Source organism: Nonomuraea sp. NPDC051298 (genome assembly GCF_055586305.1).
The window spans coordinates 19,144-36,602 of record NZ_JBVJIM010000026.1 but is presented as its reverse complement, the minus strand read 5'-3'; the positions used below and the strand labels follow the sequence as shown (position 1 = coordinate 36,602).

Genomic DNA, 17,459 nt, shown 5'->3' with positions numbered 1-17,459 from the left:
CGGGCCGGGGCCGGCCGGTGGAAAAAAGTGCCGCGCGATGCCCTGTGCCTGAAAATAAAGATCATGTATGGTGAGCGCGGCATATCCTCCAACGGCCTGGAGCCCGCCGTGCCGCACATGTCCCGTCGCCAGGTTCTCTCCCTGCTCCCCGCCGCCGGTCTGCTCACCATGGCCACCCCCTCGCGCGCCGCGGCGGGGATCGACCATGCGCGGCTGCTCGCCAACACCGTCTCGATGCTCGCGGGCACCCCCGAGGTCAACGCCCGTCCCGAGGTCGCCGCCAAGCTCGCGGCCATCGTCGCCACCGCAGGGCAGCGGCTGACCGCCATGGACCGGGCGGGCGACGGCGAGCTGTTCGCCGGGCTGCGGCTCGGCACCGACGACGCCAACCTGCGCCTGGCCTACCAGTACCTGTACGAGATCGCGCTCGCCACCCGCACACCGGGCAGCGGGCTGATCGACGACGCGACCGTCCAGCGCAGGGTGGCCGACGGCCTGCTGTGGCTGCACGAGCGCTACTTCGGCGACCAGCAGGCCGGTTACTACGGAAACTGGCACACCTGGGAGATCGGCATCCCCACCCACGTGAGCAGGACGCTCGTCCTGCTGGCCGAGCAGTTACGCGACGGGCTGACCGCGCCCTACCTGGCCTCCATGGACGCCTACCTGCGCAACGGCAAGAACGGCGACGTCGACCTCGACTCGCGCTTCCACACCGGCGCGAACCTGGCCGACATCGCCGCCAACCGCATCCTGCAGGGCGCGCTCACCGGCGACGACGCCCGCGTCACCAAGGCCATCTCCGACCAGGCCACCGTCTTCGCCACCATCGACCCGTACGACCTCCAGCACGGCGTCACCGACGGCTACTACCGCGACGGCTCCTTCATCCAGCACCACTCGGTCGCCTACACCGGCTCGTACGGACGACTCCTGCTGACGCGCGTCGTCCAGACCCTCAAGACGCTCCAGGGCGCGACGAGCGGAACGGCGAGCGGCCCTGTGAGCGGCACCGCCGCGGAGGACCTGCCCGCCGTGGTGTACCGCTGGATCGCCGACGGCTTCGCCCCCCTGATCTTCGAGGGCTGGATGATGGAGATCGTCAAGGGGCGGGCCGCCTCGCGTACGGTCACCGGCTACGCCGACGTCGGGGTGATCGTGGAGGCCATCGCCGACCTGGCCGACCACGTCGGGGCCGCCGAGGCGCTCGCGCTGAGGAAGTACGTCAGGTTCCTGCCGGCCGCCGACACCGCCGCCTTCGTCTCCCCGGTCAGCATCGCCCGGTACGCGGCCATCCGCGCCGACTCCGCCGTACCGGCCGCCGACCTCAACGCGCCCGAGCGCAGCGTGGCGTACAACGCCATGGACAAGACCGTGCACCGCCGCCCCGGCTACGCCTTCGCCCTGGCGCGCAGCTCGGAGCGGATCAGCAAGTACGAGTACATGAACGGCGAGAACCTCATGCCCTGGTTCCAGGGCGACGGCGCCTACTACCTCTACCTGGCCGGCGAGGACCAGCGTGAGGTCTTCGGCGTCGACTACTACACGGCCGTCTCGCCGTACCGGCTGGCCGGGATCACCGCGCCGGTCGAGGAGCGGCGGACGGTGCCCGACCTGTACGGCCGGTTCTGGTACGACAACCCCTCCCACCCGCTCAACTTCACCTCCTCCTCCGAGTCCCAGAACACCTACGTGTACTTCCCGCGCGCCGGCAACGCCTTCTCCGGCGGCGCCACGCTGGGCGCGTACGGCGTGGCCGGGATGGTGCAGTCCGACGACGCCGCCTACACCGCCAAGCAGGCCGGCCTCCTGCCCGACGACTTCGTCGCCTACCGGAACGCCCGCGCGACCAAGTCCTGGTTCATGCTCGACGACGAGATCGTGGTGCTCGCCGCGGACGTCTCCGGGCAGGGCGGCCGCGCCGCGGTGACCACCGTCGACAGCCGCATCGCCGCGCCCGCCGACGCGGTCGCGCTCACTGGCGAGGGCTGGGACGGCGGGGCCTGGCGGGCCGGTGACACCGCGCCGCCGCGCTGGCTGCGCTACGCCAACGGCACCCGCCGTACCGCGATCGGCTACGCCTTCCTCACCAGGCAGCCGGTGACGGCAGGGCTGGAGACGGTGACGCGCAGCCGCCGGGTCGTGCGTACGTCGAACCCCGACACCAGCGTGACGAAGAACGTCTTCACCGCCTCGATCGCCCACCCCGTCACCGGCGGCGCCGCCGCCCTGGCCTACGCCCTGGTGCCGAACGCGACCGAGGCCCGCCTGCGCGCCTACCCTCGGGGCCCGCTGTCCGTGCTGGTCAACAACCGGCACGTGCAGGCGATCGAGCACAAGACGCTCGGGCTCGTGGCCGCCAACGTCTTCACCGACGGCCCCCGCCACGCCGGTCGGCTGCTCGTCGACGGGCCGGCCTCGGTCATCGTCAGGTCGGGGGAGCGTACGGTCGTCGCCGTGTCCGATCCCACGATGCGGCGCGACCGCGTCAGTGTCGTCCTGCACGGTCCGCGGCTCAGGCTGGAGACGGCCGACGAGGGGGTGACGGTGCGGCGCGTACCGGGGGGCGTCCTCGTCCAGGCGACCACCCGCCACGCCTACGGCCGCACCTTCACCGCCACCCTCCGCTGAACGGACGTCAACCGGAGATCCGGTCGGTCACGGGCTGACAGGGGCGCTCACCTCCCGTTTCAGCGCCCTTTCAGCCCTCGGGGCTACGCTGCCCGCTTCCGGCGTCGGCTCCCGTACGAAGCGTGGTTTCATGGATCTGTTGTGGCTGATCATCATCGTTCTGGTGGTCGCCCTGGTCGCGTCCGCGATCAGTCCTGAGTTCGGTCAGAAGCTGTTCGTCTGGAGGCGTCTCTCCCTCGGCTCCGCCCGGTTGTGGTCGATCGCGGCGCTGGCCGTCCTGGCCGCGGGGATGTTCCTGTACCGGGACGCGGTCACGTACGACCCCGCGTGGCGCCTGGCGGAAAGGCAGCGGGAGCACGCCGCGGAGCAGGCGGAGCGCGACCAGGAGACGGAAAAACTGATCAAGAGCGGCGGCGCGCGCGAACTAGGCGTCGAACCGGGCTCGGACCAGCACACCGGCCACATCATCGGCTACCGCGCCGACGCCGACACGGGGGACGTGCGCGTCGTCTTCAAGGTCTCGGCGTGCGCGGGTCTGCTGCAGGAGAAGTCCGACGAGAACGGGACCCGGATCAGGGTGCGCATCGTGGAGGACCTCGAATGCCGGAGTGGCCCGGCCGACGTGTCCGTGCCCGCGATCAACCCTCTCGCGCTCGACGCGCCGATCGGCGGCCGGCGGGTCACCACCTGGGACGGCACCGAGATCCCCAAGTGCGAGGCCGACCCGGAGCGCGCGAAAGCCTGCGACGTGGTCGCCCTGGCACGCGCTTCGAGGATCGGCAACGGCGAGGTTCGCCGGCTCGGGCTGAAGCCCGAGTCGGATCGGCTCTCCGGGCGCATCATCGGCTACCGGCCCTACTCCGACAGCAAGGGCAACGTCAACGGCAGGCGCCTGGTGATCGTCTACTCGTTGTCGCCGTGCGCTGACCGTGGCGACGGCGTGGTCGAGGAGAAGGCTCGCGAGGTGGCGGTCGGCCTCTTCGAGGAGTCGGGCCGTGGCGGCGTACGTCTTACCGAGAAGTGCACGAGCCGCTACGAGTACCTGACCATTCCGCGACAACTGGGCATCACGCTCGGCGAACCGCTCGGTGACCGGCGGCTGGTCGTCGCGGGCGGGGGCGAGATCCCCGCCTGCGACGCCGATCCGCGACGGAAGCGGCAGTGCGACGCCGCCGTATGAGGTGGGAGTTTCATGACGCACTCCGACGGTGATCCCGACGAGGCCCCTTCTGGACGGCTCTCCGAGCGCCGGGTGGCGGGCATGCGCTGGGGTTGGTTCGGCGCGGGGCTCATGATCGCGGGTGTGGCGGCGGCCGGGTGGGGTCACGCCCTGCGCTGGTCGCTGGTCGAGGAGCCGTCGACCGGGATGAACGTCATGCTCCTCGTGGCGGCCGGGTTGCTGGCGGCACCGGTGGTCGCGGTGGTCAGGCTCGCTCGCCTGGCCGCCCCTCCCGAGGAGAACCCGCGTGCCGTCCCGGACGCGGTGTACAGCGTACGCGTGCGGGTCGTCCTGGCGGCGCTGGTCGTGTGCCCGTTCGCCCTGTACGGCCTGGTCCGTCTGCAACGCGGCTTCATGGGCGGGCTGCCCGAGCCCGGCGACGTCCTGTTCGGCCTCGGCCTGACGTTCGCCGCGGCCGGGCTCGCCGCGCTGGGCAAGGGCGCGGCCGACCTGACCGCCCGGTCGCTGACGAGCCTGTGCGCTGGGCTGCTCACCGTGGCGGCCGTGGCGCAGGCGGGCCTGCTGGCCGCCGAGACGCTGCCGGTCGAGGCCGCCACCGCAGTGGCCACCGATCCCTCCAGGACGGGCCGGGGCCCCGCCCCGGAGGACCCCGTTCCCGCCTCGGTGAGCAAGATCGCCTGGCAGTGGCGCCCGCCGGACGGCGGCACGGTCCGGCAGGCGGTGGCCGCCGGCGGGCACGTGGTCGTGCGCCTGTCCGACGGCGTGGTGGCCCTGGACTCCGTCACAGGCCGCGAACGCTGGCACTACCGCCGTCCAGGAGCGGCGGCCGTGCGGCTCCTGACCGCCCCGGACGGCGACCTGGTCGCGGTGGAGTTCGGCACGGGGAGCAGCGGGATACAGGCGGTCAGGGACCGGACGGTGCTGATGGACGCCCACACCGGCGGGGTCATCTCCGAGCAGGCCCGCGGGCTGCACCTGAACGCCACCATGACCTCGTCCGGCTTCGTCACGTCCAACGCCGACGACCAGGCGGTGGTCGGATGGGACCTGCGGGACATCGGGCGGATCGCCTGGACGTATCGCCTGCCCGAGGAGTGCCACGTGGGCTCCCTCCGGTCGGAGCGCTGGCATGTGAACCTTCGTGACGTGATCGCCCTGCCGGTGTTCTGCGACCAGGGCGTCGGGGTGATCGCCCTGGACCCGCGGAGCGGGGACGAGGTGTGGCGCTATGAGTGGCCGTGGCTCTATGGCACACCCGACGTCGAGGCCGAGCGCGCGGCGGACGGCAGCGTCCTGTGGGTGACCTTCACGGACGATGACGAGGACGCCTCCAAGGAGGTGGTCCTGGCGCAGGAGCACGGGGAGGACCTGGGGCCCGCCGGCTCGTCCCGGGACGCGCCGGCGACGTTCACCGCGGACGGCTACCTGACCAGGTCGCTCGAGAACGTGTGGGAGTGGTACCGCTGGACGCCGTACGACGGCGGTGAGCCGAAGACGGCCGAGCCGGCGCTGGAAGGCGATTCCTGGGAGGCGCTACGCCTCGAAGACGGCCTGCTCGCGGCCAGGGTGGTGACCAGAACGGTCAAGGGGGACACGGTGACCATCGAGACCAGCATGGTCGGCTGGGGCGCTACCCGGCCGACGAACCTCTCCTTCGACATGGGCTACGACCGGACCAGTGCTTTCGGGTCGCGGGAGCTGTACCTGCTGCCGGTCTCGGACGCGGTCGTGGTCGCCTACCAGGACGGCACCACGGTCGTCGGCCTCACCTGAGGAGCCGGCGGATTCACGCGAGGGCGAGCGAACTTTTCACCTCGCCGCGCATCTGGACCGGTATGAAGGAGAAACACCACATCTCGGACGTCGACCGGCTCGCGCCGGGCGATCACGTCATCGAGGTCGGGGGTGCGGCGCAGTGGTACCACGTCGCCGGCAGCGGGCCGGTGTGCGTGGTACACCCGGGCGGGCCGGGAATCGGCCGGGAGTACCTGCGCCTGCCCGCGCTGGGGCGTCACCTGACCATGGTCTACGTGGAGCCCATCGGCACCGGCCGCTCGGCCCGGCTCGCCCGTCCCGAGGACTACCACGTCGACCGTTACGCCGAGTTCCTGGCCGCGCTGATCGACGGCCTCGATGTGCCGTCGCCGCTGCTGCTGGGCCATTCGCACGGCGGTTTCGTGGCGCAGCGCTACGCCCTGGCGCACCCCGGCCGCCTCGGCGGCCTGGTCCTCTACGCCACCTCGCCCGTCGTCGGCGAGGAGTTCTGGCAGGCGGCGGTGGACAATGTACGCCGCTTCCCCGAACGGCACCCGGCCCGGCCGGAGGCCGCGGAGATCCCGGCGGCGTTCACGGCCGCGCTCGCCGCCGGCACCGACGCCGACTACACTGACGCCCTGCGCCGGGTCCTGCCCCTCTATTTCGCCGACCCGTGGAACCCGGGCCTCGCGACGGTACGGGCGGGCATCCAGGCGTGGGTCGACCCGCAGCGGGGCAGGGAACCGCGGCCGTTCGACACCCGTGACTCCCTGACCTCCCTGACCGCGCCGGTGCTCGCGCTGACCGGCGTCCACGACTTCATCTGCGGCCCCGTCTGGACCCGGCACCTGTACGGGGCCATCCCCGACCTCCGGCTCGTGCTGCTCCAGAACAGCGGGCACATGCCGCACCTCGAACAGCCCGACGCCTTCGCCGCGGCCGTCACGGGCTTCGCCCGATCGATCGGCCTCCTCGACCACCCGGACACGACACCAGAAACAGCACAGACAGGGAGAAACTCATGAGCGCCATCCGCAACGTCGTCCTGGTCCACGGCGGGTTCGTGGACGGCTCCGGCTGGGAGTCGGTCCACGCCCTGCTCACCGCGGAGGGGTACCGGGTCAGCGTCGTGCAGAACCCGACGCTGTCCCTCGACGGCGACGTGGCCGCGACCCGGCAGGTCCTCGACCGCCAGGACGGGCCGGCCGTGCTGGTCGGCCACTCCTACGGCGGGGTGGTCGTCACCGAGGCGGGCACGCATGACCGGGTCGCGTCGCTGGTGTACGTCGCGGCGTTCGCGCCGGACACGGGGGAGTCGGTGAGCACGCTGATCGCCGACCCGCCGCCCGGCGCGCCCGTGCCGCCGATCCTGCCGCCCGAGAACGGGTTCCTCCTGCTCGACCGCGTGCGGTTCCACGAGTCCTTCGCCGCCGACCTGCCCGCAGGACAGGCCGCGTTCCTCGCCGACGCGCAGGTGCCGTGGGGCGTCGACGCGCTCGGCGGCGCGGTGAGCAGCCCGGCCTGGCGGACGAAGCCGAGCTGGTACCTGGTCGCGACCGACGACCGGATGATCCCACCGGCCGCGCAGCGGGCGATGGCCGAGCGGGCCGGATCGACCGTCGCCGAGACGGCGGCCAGCCATGCCGTCTACGTGTCGCAGCCGGCCGCCGTGGCCGACCTGGTCAAGCAGGCCGCCGCCGGGTAGGCGCCGGACGCCGAGGAGCACGTCACGAAAAAGGGTGAAAAAAGGGGTGCGTCGGATCGAACTTCCGGCGCACCCCCGCATCCTGGGATATGACGGCACCTTGGCGACGACAGCGTGCCCGCGACGGCGCGGGCACGGCGGAGGAGAGGCGTGACCCCGACGACAACCCCCGACACCGACACCGACCTCGTGCTCGCGGCGCGGTCCGGTGACGCCGCGTCCTTGGGCGCGCTGGTCGAACGCCACCGCGCGCCCATGTACGCCATCGCGCTCTCCCTGCTCGGCTACGGCCCCGACGCCGAGGACGCCGTGCAGGACGCCGCCCTGACCGCCGTGCGGCGCATCGGCGACCTGCGCGACCCGGCCGCGGCCGGGCCATGGCTGCGTGCCATCGTGCGCAACGGCTGCCGCATGCGCCTGCGTGCGCACCGGCCCGAGACGGCCACGCCGACGGACGAGCTGGACCTGCCCGCTCGTGAGCCCACGCCCGAGGAACTGCTCGACGGCCACGCCACCCGCGACTGGATCTGGCAGGCCATGGCCGGGCTCTCCGAACCGGTGCGGCTGGTCACCATGTTGCGCTACTTCAGCGACGTCACCTCGTACGAGCAGATCGCGCTGCTGTGCGGCGTCCCGGTCGGCACCGTGCGCAGCCGCCTCAACCAGGCCAAGGCCAAGCTCAACGAGTCGCTGCGGAGCACCGCCGCCGCGCGGCACGGCGACGTCGCCGCGCACGCCGCCACGCGCCGGCGCGACGCGCAGGAGGTGCTGGCGCTGGCCGCCGCCGGACGGTTCGGCGACGTGGTACGGGAGAGCTGGTCGCCCGACCTGCGGACGATCGGCCCGAAGGGCGAGCAGGGCCACGGCCGTGACTTCATCATCCGGGCCATGGACACCGACCTGGAACACGGCGTGCGGCAGCGGCTCGTGAACGTCGTCGCCAGCGGCGGCCTGCTCATCTGGGAGGCGAAGCTGACCAGCCCGCCGGACGACCCGTACTGCGTGATGCCCGCGGTGGTGTGGTTGCAGCGCCTGTCCGGCGACCAGGTCGGGCTGCTACGGCTCTTCCACCCCCAGCCGGGATGACCGAGTCGATCACCGCAATGGGGGGCAGACCTCCGATCACTGCTCCGGACCGTTGCGTCGGATGGCCGGGCAGCTCCTCCCAGGTAACCTCGCTGTTAGCAGGGCATACCTGAGGGATCTTGGCGGATTTTGTAGGGTTGTTTGCTATTGATTGCCTCTTGACCGGCAGAAACATCCAATGTTAACTGCGCGTGACATGCCACTTCCTAACCCCCCAAAGGTGAGCATGGTGAAGAGGTTGTTACGCTCCTTTCCCTTGCTGGCGCTTGTCGGCGCGGTGCTGTCCGGGACGCCCGCGCAGGCCGCCCCGACCGACGCCGCGTTCGACCAGTCCGCCGGAACGCTCGGCGTCGACTACGCGGGCTACCTGTCCAAGCACGACATCGTCTACAACCGGCCCAACACCAACCCGCTGTACGGCATGACCGTGGGCAACGGCCGTACCGGAGCGATGGTCTGGAGTCAGAACGGGCTGACGATGCAGACCTCCGGGGTGGACCTGTCCCAGCAGTCCGCGTTCGCGGCGGGCCTGGTCAACCTGGCCACCAGCCCCGCCATGGACAGCGGGTACACCACCTTCCAGCAGCGGCTGTCCCTCTACGACGGCACCCTCACCACCAAGTACGACTCCAACCGCACCGTCACCGTCATGGGCTCGCCCAACTCCGAGGTGATGGGCATCCACGTCGAGGACGGCCGCAGCGGAGTCTCCAACGTCACGCTGAACCTCAGCATGTGGGACACCGCCAACCTGCCCAACAGCGGCGACGTGCCCGACCTGAACACCTGGAAGACCGTCTCCACCTTCGCCGACGCGAACGCCGCCGGGCTGAGCAGGGGACAGAGCGACGCCAACGGGTTCGGCTACACGCTGGCCGCCACGGTCGAGGGCGCGAACTACACCACGCAGGTGGTCGACTCCCGCACGGTACGGCTCACCATCACGCCGACCTCCAGCTACACGATCTGGTTCACCGCGGCCAGCCGGGTCAACGCGCCGAACAGGGACTCCGTCACGCAGGCCCGCAACCAGCTCGCCTCGGTGAAGTCCACCGGGTACGCCACCACGCTCAACAACTACCGCAACTGGTGGCACTCCTTCTGGGCCAGGTCGTTCGTGCAGTACTCGGGCCTGTCCGGCGACGCCGACTACCTGGAGAACGTGTACTACCTGTCCACGTACCTGGTCGCCGCCGGCGGCTTCGGCAACTACCCGTTCCACTTCATCAACGGCGTCTTCCGCGCGACGCAGGACAACACCAAGTGGAGCAACGCCTACTGGTACTGGAACCAACGTGACGTCTACCTGTCGTTCCTCGCCTCCAACCATCCCGAGCTGACCGACCGGCACAACAACCTGTACAGCCGGAACTACGGCGCGCTGAAGGCGTACACCCAGACGCGCTACGGCGTGGACGGCCTGTGGGTGCCGGAGACGATGGGCTGGGACGGCAACGCGCGCGGCACGGTCAACAGCGACTACACCAACAACATCCTGTCCACCGGCTACGAGGCCGCCTACAGCATGTACATGCGCTACCGGTACACCGACGACGCCGCCTACCTGCGCGACGTGGCCTACCCGTACATGCGCGAGACCGCCAAGTTCTACTCGGCCATGCTGTCCCACGACGCCGCCACGAACACGTACTACATGGCCAACTCCCACTCCCACGAGACGTACTGGAACGTGCGCAACGCGATCACCGACCTGGCCGCCGTGCGCAGCATGTTCCCGCTGGCGATCCAGGTCAGCCAGCAGCTCGGCGTGGACGCGGGGCTGCGGTCGACCTGGCAGAACGTGCTCGACCGCCTCGTGCCCTACGTGGTCTCGAACGGCGCCTACCAGCCACACCAGCCGCCGATCTCCCAGACCAGGAACAACGAGAACGTCTCCGCCGAGCTGATCTGGCCGTACGAGGTGACCGGCATCGGCTACCCCGACCAGCAGACCGCGGTCAACACCTGGAACCAGCGGCCCTTCCCCTACGGCAACGTGTGGTCCAACGACGCCGTGCAGGCCGCCCGGCTGGGCCTCGGCGACCAGGCGTACAACGGCATGAAGACCATGCTGCAGAAGTACCAGAACTACCCGAACGGCTTCACGAACAACACCAACGGCGTCTTCGAGTACCTCGGCGTGCACCTCACGGCGCTCAACGAGTCGCTCCTGCAGAGCTACAACGGCAAGATCCGGGTGTTCCCCGCCGTGCCGGCCCACTCCTCGTTCGTCGGCAAGTTCACGCTGCTGGCCAAGGACGGGTTCCTGGTCAGCTCCGAGCGTGAGGCCGGGGAGGTCAAGTACGTCGGGGTGAAGAGCGTCCACGGCAAGCAGGCCACCGTGGTCAACCCGTGGGGCACCCAGCAGGTCCGCGTCCGGCGTACGTCCGACAACGCGATCATCACGACGAGCTCGAACGCGGAGATCGGCTTCGCCACCGCCGCCGGATCCGTCTACGTGGTGGAGCGCACCGCCAAACCGCTCAGCTCCTACGCCACCACCCGGCTCACCGGCACCGCCAACCAGGGCGTGAAGTCCCTGAGCGGCACCGCCTCGACCCTGGGCCTGCCGACCGGTTCTGCGCCGTCGGGCACGATCAGCCTGCGCTCGCGCGCCAACAACTCGTACGTGTCCGCGGCGAACGCCGGCGCCCAGCCGCTGATCGCCAACCGTCCGACGGCCGGCACGTGGGAGCAGTTCGACCGCGTCGACCTGGGCAACGGCAACATCGCCCTGAGGGCGCGGATCAACGGCAAGTACGTGGCCGCGGAGGCCGCCGGGGCGCAACCGCTGATCGCCAACCGGGACGCCATCGGCCCCTGGGAAACCTTCCAGCAGATCAACAACCCCGACGGCACGATCAGCCTCAAAGCCCAGGCCAACGGCAAGTACGTCTGCGCCGACAACGCGGGCGCCGCACCACTCATCGCCAACCGCGACGCCATCGGCCCCTGGGAGTCCTTCGACCTCATCACCAACTGACCAACCCACCGCCCCACGGCCCGGACGAGAACCAGCGAGCGACCCGGCGCGGTGCCCACGCACCGCGCCGGCCGACGGCCCGAATGCCCCGCTTCAGCCTGAGGTGGTGGGCGAAGGCGTAGGCCCAGCTCACCGGCCAGCTCGGCACTGGTGACCGAGGTACCGAGCACCCAGACCGGCAGGACGTTCCCACCGGGCACGGGAATCGCCTTGACCGGCGCGTCGTGGGACGGGCAGCGGTAGGCCAGCAACTCGTCGAGCTGCTGACGAAAGCTCTTCGCGGTCCGCTCCCTCTCGGGCCGCACCGCGTCCGCGGCAGACCGCGACCCGCCCGGCGCGCGCCCGAGCCCAAGGTCGATCCGTCCCGGGTGGAGTGCGGCGAGCGTACCGAACTGCTCGGCCACCACGATCGGAGCGTGGCTGGGCAGCAGCACCCCACCCGCCCCGACGCGAAGGCGCCGGGTGGCGTTCGCGAGATGGCCGACGAGGACGGCCGGGGCAGAGCCGGCGACGCCCCGCATGCCGTGATGCTCAGGCAGCCAATAGCGGTGATAACCCAGCACATCGGCCAGCATGGCGAGATCCACCGTGTCGTTCAACGCCTGCCTCGGCGTGGACCCCTGCACGATGGGCGAGGTGTCCAGCACCGAAACGCGTACCTCAGCCTCCAGACACCCACGCATACCCACCCTCCCCGATCACACCACCCCGCGAAACACCCCTCCGCTCAACCCCAGCATGCCAAGCCCCCGCACCTGCCGCCCGCTACTTGGCGTGCGCTCCGAGCGTGAAGCCGCCCACCGTCAGGCCCGTATGCGCAGCTTGCTGGGCCATCACCTAAGGAAATCGTCGCGGATCGACCTTCCCTTCGTGTGCTTGTGCGCGCACGATTGTCGGTGAGTGAATGCTGGTCACGGGTGGGCCTCACGAGGTGCCCGATTTCTGGTGTTTGGATGCGCGTGTTGGGGTCGGTGGCGGTAGCATCCCCCATGCGGATTCGTAGCGGGATTGGTAGGTATTGCGGTGTCCGAAACGGTCAAACTTCGCATGGGCGGAGATTTTGCTGAGCAAGAGCTTCGGTCGCTCTACGAGTGGCTGATGAGAGACCTTGATGCTCTTGACTATATGGATGTTCGCCTACAATCAAAGGATCCAGAACCCGGCGAGATGGGTGACACGCTCGATCTCATTTCCCTGGTTGTGACTAGCTCCTTGCAGTGGCCGGCATTCATCGAGACACTATCGCGGTGGCGTGGCACGCGGCATCATCTTCCGCAGGTGACCATTGAGCGTGGGAAGACCACCGTTGTGGTATCTGCGGCGGAGTCGGAGCTCGTCATGCGGATCATCGAGGCGATAAAGGATCACGAGTGAGTCTGCCTGACCCATTAACGTCACGTGCCGTACTGATTGGCACGAGTGAGTACACTCATCTCAGCTCTCTTCCTGCCGTGGAAAACAACCTGCAGACGTTGAGTAAGCTTCTGCAGCGATCTGACCTGTGGGGCCTGCCGGCAGAGCACTGCACGATTGTCCATAATCCCACCTCCATAGACGCCATGATGGATCCGCTGTGGCAGGCTCGGGAAGAGGCCAAAGATACCCTCATTGTGTACTTCGCTGGCCACGGATTGATGCATTCCGTGGAGAGTGATCTGTACCTTACGCTGGTCGACTCGCACAAAGAGCGCATGTATAGCGCGGTGGCCTACGACACCGTACGAAATGAGATTCGGTCGAGTTTGGCGCGACGCAAGATCGTTATCCTTGACTGCTGCTACAGCGGGCTCGCACTCGGTCTGATGAGTGCCGAGGATCCAACGGACCGCGTTGCGAACAGCGCCCGCGTCGCTGGCACATTTCTGATGACGGCGACCGCCGAGAACAACACCGCGCTCGGTGGCCTAGATACCTATACGGCTTTTACGGGTGAGCTGATCCAGCTCATCCGTGACGGAATTCCAGAGCAGCCAGAGTTTCTAGAGCTGGACACAATCTTTCAGCACGCGTGTGCTTCGCTCCGAGAAAAAGGTCTCCCCGTCCCGCAAAAGCGTGAGTCCAACTTCGCCGCGCAAATCACGCTGGTGCGTAACCGTGCGCATAAGAGCCAGAAGCGTTTCGAGGTCAAAGAGTTCTACGGCCCTATCCAGGGAATCCAGTCGGGGACCATCTTCGATAACCGTCGGGCGTTGCATGACGCGGGTGTGCATCGGCCGCTTCAGGCAGGCATCTGTGGCACTGCTGAGCGGGGTGGCGCGGAGTCCATCGTCGTTTCGGGCGGTTACAAGGATGATGAAGATTACGGGGACGTGATCATCTATACCGGTCATGGTGGGCGCGACCCCAACACCGGTGTGCAGGTCAAGGATCAGTCGGCGGACGATTCAGGTAACGCTGCTCTCATTAAGAGCATTATGACCGGCCTGCCAGTTCGGGTTATTCGTGGATCTGGGGGTAACGAGAGATTCTCGCCACCTGCCGGCTATAGCTACGACGGGCTCTTCACGGTTGCCGATTACTGGACCAAACGTGGTACCGATGGGCCTACGGTGCTTCAGTTCCGGCTTGAGCAGATAGATGATGGTTCTCCGAAGAAGACCACAGCACACCATCTGAGTCGCAAGCTTCCCCCTGGACGTCGGGAAGAGGTTGCTCCTGGGGTCTATGCGGACAGGTTGCTAGCAACCGAGCTCAAGCACGTCTACGACCACGCCTGTCAGGTGTGTGGGACCGTGCTCGAAGTGCCAGGCGGTCTGCGATTTGCCGCCACCGTCCACATCCGCGGGCTTGAGCAGCCTCACTTGGGACCCGACAACCACGCCAACATGCTGTGCCTTTGCCCTAATCATCGAGACCTGTTCAAATACGGCGCGATCGTCATTGAGGACGATTTCCGTGTGATAGATCAAACGGATGGCGAGCTGATCGGCAAGCTCACGCTGAAGCATGACCTCGATCGGGCCCACATTCAGTACCACCGTCAGCATCACACCCTCAGCCACCGTAAACTCACCGACGAACTGGACTACTAGCTAGGGCGCATTTCAGAAAGTACGTTCATAGCCATGCCGCGTGCCGGACCAAGATCACTGAACATCTGGCGACGAAGTGCCTATCACCACGTGGGAAACGACCTCGACTCTCACGGAGATGCGTCGTCGTGGGCGTGTAGGAGGGCGGTCGCTGCTGTGCGGGCGTCGTGGGCTGCGCTGCCGGTGTGGTCGACCAGGCCGCGGGTCTTGACCCCGTCGTAGAGCACCAGGAGTTGCCGGGCCAGATCGGACGGTCGTGCGGCGCCCGCGTTGGCGGCCAGCCGTTCGAAGAGTGCCAGCATGCGCTCGTCGTGTACGGCCAGAGCCCGATGGGCGGGGTGGTCGGCGGCGAGGAAGGCTGCGGCGCTGTTCACCAGGATGCAACCGTGATAGGCGGGGTCGGGCAGGCTCGCCGCCAGCAGGTCGAACGGCGCCAGTAGCTGCGCCAGGGGGTCGCCGCCGCGCCGGTCCAGTTCGGCGTCCAGTTCGGTGAACCATTCCTCGCCCGCCGCGGTGAGCATGGTGCCGATGAGTTCGTCCTTGGACTTGAAGTGCGCGTACACGGTCGGCTTGGCGACCTTCGCGCGTTCGGTGACGGCGTCGATCGAGACGCCGTAGCCCTCGGCGTAGAACAGCTCACGGGCCGCCTTCAGCAGGCGGTCGCGAGCGGGTGATGTGCGCGGCATGGAAGCATTCTAACTGGTTAGTTCAGTCTGTTATGCTCCCCACTTAACTAGTTGGTTAGTTCAGAATGGAGCCGAGATGCGTGCCCTGATCTACGATCCCGACGCCGCACGCGGCGTGCGGTTCGGTGAGGTGGACGAGCCCCGGCCGGGTGAGTCCCAGGCGCTGATCAAGGTGGAGGCCGCCTCGTTGAACTTCGGCGAACTCGCCTTCGCCGCCCGGCAGCTCCCTCCCGGCGCGGTCTTCGGCAAGGACGCGGCGGGGACGGTGCTCCAGGCCGCCGCCGACGGCTCGGGGCCGCCGGAGGGTGCGCGTGTCACCTCGTTCGCGGGCACCGGCGGATGGGCCGAGCTGCGCGCCGTCGACACGGCGGACCTGGCCGTCGTGCCCCCTTCGGTGGACCTCGCCGCCGCCGCCGCCCTTCCCGCGGCCGGTGTCACCGCTCTGCAGGCGGTGCGCCGGCTGGGCCCGGTGCTCGGCCGCCGGGTGCTGGTGACCGGGGCCTCGGGTGGTGTCGGACGATTCGCCGTGCAACTCGCCGCGCGGGCAGGCGCGTACGTGATCGCCTCCGTGGGCAGTGCCGAACGTGCCGCCGGACTGCGGGGGTTGGGCGCCCGCGACATCCTGGTCGGGCCTGCCATGCCTGCCGAGCCCGTGTTCGGCGTGCTCGACAACGTGGGCGGCAAGCTGCTGGCCGAGGCGTTCGGGATCCTGGAGGACGGCGGTGTCGCCCTGTCCGTCGGATGGGCGTCCCGCGAGCCGACCGTCATCGATTTCGAGGAAGAACGGATGAGAGGCGTTCACAAGCGGGTCGAACCCTTCACGGTGGCCGCCCCCTTCGGGCCGGGGTCGGCCTACCTGGTTCGCCTGCTGGAGAAGGGCGAACTCGATCCGCAGATCGGCTGGCGTGGTCCCTGGGACCGGGTGGAGGAGGCGATCGCCGCCCTCCTCGGCCGTCGCGTTCCCGGCAAGGCCGTACTCGACGTCGTCGCCGGGGGCCCGGCCGGCTCCGGGTGAACCCGGGATGCTAGGGGCTCACGTGGGCGCAGTGCCGGAACACGTCGTCCGGATCCCAGGCCGCCTTCACCCGTCGCAGCCTGCGGTACCTGGCCTCTCCCATCGCCCAGCGCACCCGGTCGTCGTCGGGCGCCTCCAGGTTCAGGTAGGTGCCGGTGACCTCGTGCTCCCGTACCGCGGACGTGACCTTGTCCACCCAGGCGAAGTTGGGGTCGTCGTCGTCCGGGTCGGTCCAGACGCCCACCGGGTGGACCAGCCAGCGCCCGCCGTCGCGGCTCGGGAACGCGGAGTCCGGTGCCGTTCTGACCGCGTCCGGCAGCGGGGAGACGATCACCTGTGACAGCGGGCTCGGCGCGGTCATGGCGGCGTCCTGGAGGTCGGCGATCAGGCGTGGCGTGAGGTCGGGCACGTACTCCGCCGACCACCGGTTGCGCCGTTCCGGCAGCGCGCCATCGTCCAGCATCGACTGCAGCGCCAGGTACGGCATCGGCCCGGCGGCGTCGAAGAGCGGCGTGGCCGCCTCGCGGATCGGGCGCACCACGGCGGCGCCCGTCTCCAGCGGGCCGAGCCAGACGGGCGCGATCGCGAGGATCGGCCGCCCGACCACGTGCCCCGGCACGAACGGGGCCGCAGGCGCCGTCAGGAAGACCGCCGCGCCGGCGAAGGCGTCGTGCCCGGCGGAGTGCACGCGATCCAGTACGCCGAGCACGGCGGGCGCGTCGGCCACCCGGTAACCGATGAAGCCGCCGAGCACGAGCGGCCCCACCGGGTGCAGCCGGAACGTGAACGCCGTGACCACCCCGAAGTTGCCGCCCCCGCCGCGCAACGCCCACATCAGCTCGGGCTCACTCCGGTCGTCGGCGACGATTACCCTGCCGTCGGCGGTCACCACCTCTGCCGCGATCAGGTTGTCGCAGCTCAGCCCGTGCTTCGCGGACAGCCAGCCCTCGCCGCCACCGAGCGTGAGCCCCGCGACACCGGTGTGGCTGATCCGCCCGCCGGGCACGGCCAGCCCGTGTGCCTGCGTGGCCTGGTCGACGTCGCCCCAGGTCGCGCCGCCCTGTACGACGGCGGTCCGGGCGTCCGGGTCGACGGTGACGCCGCGCAGCGCCGACAGGTCGATCACCAGGTCGCCGCCGAGCGCTCGCCCGGACAGGCCGTGCCCGCCACCACGTACGCTGACCTCCAGGGCGTGCTCTCGTGCGTAGGCCAGCGTGGTGACGACGTCGGCGGTGCCGCTGACCCGTACGATCGCGGCCGGCCGGCGGGTGATGAGGCTGTTGTGCAGGGCCCGCGCGTCCTCGTAACCGCCGTCGCGCGGGGTGAGAACCTCGCCTTGTACGACGGTACGCAAGCCTGTGATGTCTCGTTCCATGACCTCGAGCC

General features: G+C 69.2%; 12 protein-coding genes and 1 pseudogene. 10 read left to right on the top strand and 3 right to left on the bottom strand.

Going from position 1 to position 17,459, the window contains the following annotated elements:
• Positions 1–63 precede the first annotated feature (63 nt).
• The 7 genes from ACZ6S0_RS43575 to ACZ6S0_RS43545 all read left to right on the top strand — a co-directional run bounded on the left by ACZ6S0_RS43575 (position 64) and on the right by ACZ6S0_RS43545 (position 11,340).
• Positions 64–2,631, top strand: a complete 2,568-nt coding sequence (locus ACZ6S0_RS43575) for a polysaccharide lyase family 8 super-sandwich domain-containing protein (RefSeq protein ID WP_465925229.1) — start codon at positions 64–66, stop codon at positions 2,629–2,631.
• 130 nt (positions 2,632–2,761) lie between these two features.
• A complete protein-coding gene (locus ACZ6S0_RS43570) occupies positions 2,762–3,811 on the top strand; it encodes a hypothetical protein (RefSeq protein WP_465925227.1) in 1,050 nt (349 codons plus the stop codon).
• A gap of 12 nt (positions 3,812–3,823) precedes the next feature.
• On the top strand, positions 3,824–5,584 hold the full coding sequence (locus ACZ6S0_RS43565; protein WP_465925225.1) for an outer membrane protein assembly factor BamB family protein: 1,761 nt from the start codon (positions 3,824–3,826) through the stop codon (positions 5,582–5,584).
• A gap of 62 nt (positions 5,585–5,646) precedes the next feature.
• The gene (locus ACZ6S0_RS43560; RefSeq protein ID WP_465925223.1) at positions 5,647–6,591 is read left to right on the top strand and encodes an alpha/beta fold hydrolase; all 945 of its coding nucleotides are present in this window, start codon (positions 5,647–5,649) and stop codon (positions 6,589–6,591) included.
• The gene (locus ACZ6S0_RS43555) at positions 6,588–7,271 is read left to right on the top strand and encodes an alpha/beta fold hydrolase (protein ID WP_465925221.1); all 684 of its coding nucleotides are present in this window, start codon (positions 6,588–6,590) and stop codon (positions 7,269–7,271) included. The genes ACZ6S0_RS43560 and ACZ6S0_RS43555 overlap by 4 nt, the downstream gene beginning before the upstream one ends.
• A 150-nt stretch (positions 7,272–7,421) precedes the next feature.
• Positions 7,422–8,357 (top strand): RNA polymerase sigma factor, encoded by a 936-nt coding sequence (locus ACZ6S0_RS43550; RefSeq protein WP_465925219.1) that lies wholly within the window; start codon positions 7,422–7,424, stop codon positions 8,355–8,357.
• Between the two features lie 256 nt (positions 8,358–8,613).
• Positions 8,614–11,340: a glycosyl hydrolase family 95 catalytic domain-containing protein gene (locus ACZ6S0_RS43545; protein WP_465925217.1), complete on the top strand. Its 2,727-nt coding sequence runs from the start codon at positions 8,614–8,616 to the stop codon at positions 11,338–11,340.
• Between the two features lie 128 nt (positions 11,341–11,468).
• Here the strand turns inward: ACZ6S0_RS43545 and ACZ6S0_RS43540 are convergent.
• A pseudogene (locus tag ACZ6S0_RS43540) lies at positions 11,469–12,023 on the bottom strand (MsnO8 family LLM class oxidoreductase); the annotation flags it as partial.
• A 340-nt stretch (positions 12,024–12,363) separates the two neighbouring features.
• On the opposite strand from ACZ6S0_RS43540, the gene ACZ6S0_RS43535 reads away from it, so the two are divergent.
• Both ACZ6S0_RS43535 and ACZ6S0_RS43530 read left to right on the top strand, forming a co-directional pair.
• On the top strand, positions 12,364–12,714 hold the full coding sequence (locus tag ACZ6S0_RS43535; protein ID WP_465925215.1) for an effector-associated constant component EACC1: 351 nt from the start codon (positions 12,364–12,366) through the stop codon (positions 12,712–12,714).
• Positions 12,711–14,372: a caspase, EACC1-associated type gene (locus ACZ6S0_RS43530; protein ID WP_465925213.1), complete on the top strand. Its 1,662-nt coding sequence runs from the start codon at positions 12,711–12,713 to the stop codon at positions 14,370–14,372. The genes ACZ6S0_RS43535 and ACZ6S0_RS43530 overlap by 4 nt, the downstream gene beginning before the upstream one ends.
• Positions 14,373–14,482: 110 nt before the next feature.
• On the opposite strand, the gene ACZ6S0_RS43525 is transcribed toward ACZ6S0_RS43530, so the two are convergent.
• A complete protein-coding gene (locus ACZ6S0_RS43525) occupies positions 14,483–15,058 on the bottom strand; it encodes a TetR/AcrR family transcriptional regulator (RefSeq protein ID WP_465925211.1) in 576 nt (191 codons plus the stop codon).
• Positions 15,059–15,134: 76 nt separating this feature from the next.
• Between ACZ6S0_RS43525 and ACZ6S0_RS43520 the strand changes: the two genes are divergently transcribed.
• Positions 15,135–16,073 (top strand): zinc-binding dehydrogenase, encoded by a 939-nt coding sequence (locus ACZ6S0_RS43520; protein WP_465925209.1) that lies wholly within the window; start codon positions 15,135–15,137, stop codon positions 16,071–16,073.
• Between the two features lie 10 nt (positions 16,074–16,083).
• Here ACZ6S0_RS43520 and ACZ6S0_RS43515 read toward each other — a convergent pair whose 3' ends face one another.
• The gene (locus ACZ6S0_RS43515; RefSeq protein WP_465925207.1) at positions 16,084–17,448 is read right to left on the bottom strand and encodes an FAD-binding oxidoreductase; all 1,365 of its coding nucleotides are present in this window, start codon (positions 17,446–17,448) and stop codon (positions 16,084–16,086) included.
• Positions 17,449–17,459 lie beyond the last annotated feature (11 nt).

Bases quoted from the DNA above. Each gene is read 5' to 3' on its own strand.
- ACZ6S0_RS43560 (WP_465925223.1), top strand. From the start codon at position 5,647: ATGAAGGAGAAACACCACATCTCGGACGTCGACCGGCTCGCGCCGGGC.
- ACZ6S0_RS43520 (WP_465925209.1), top strand. From the start codon at position 15,135: ATGCGTGCCCTGATCTACGATCCCGACGCCGCACGCGGCGTGCGGTTC.
- ACZ6S0_RS43565 (WP_465925225.1), top strand. From the start codon at position 3,824: ATGACGCACTCCGACGGTGATCCCGACGAGGCCCCTTCTGGACGGCTC.
- ACZ6S0_RS43555 (WP_465925221.1), top strand. From the start codon at position 6,588: ATGAGCGCCATCCGCAACGTCGTCCTGGTCCACGGCGGGTTCGTGGAC.
- ACZ6S0_RS43570 (WP_465925227.1), top strand. From the start codon at position 2,762: ATGGATCTGTTGTGGCTGATCATCATCGTTCTGGTGGTCGCCCTGGTC.
- ACZ6S0_RS43515 (WP_465925207.1), bottom strand. From the start codon at position 17,448: ATGGAACGAGACATCACAGGCTTGCGTACCGTCGTACAAGGCGAGGTT.
- ACZ6S0_RS43575 (WP_465925229.1), top strand. From the start codon at position 64: ATGTATGGTGAGCGCGGCATATCCTCCAACGGCCTGGAGCCCGCCGTG.
- ACZ6S0_RS43525 (WP_465925211.1), bottom strand. From the start codon at position 15,058: ATGCCGCGCACATCACCCGCTCGCGACCGCCTGCTGAAGGCGGCCCGT.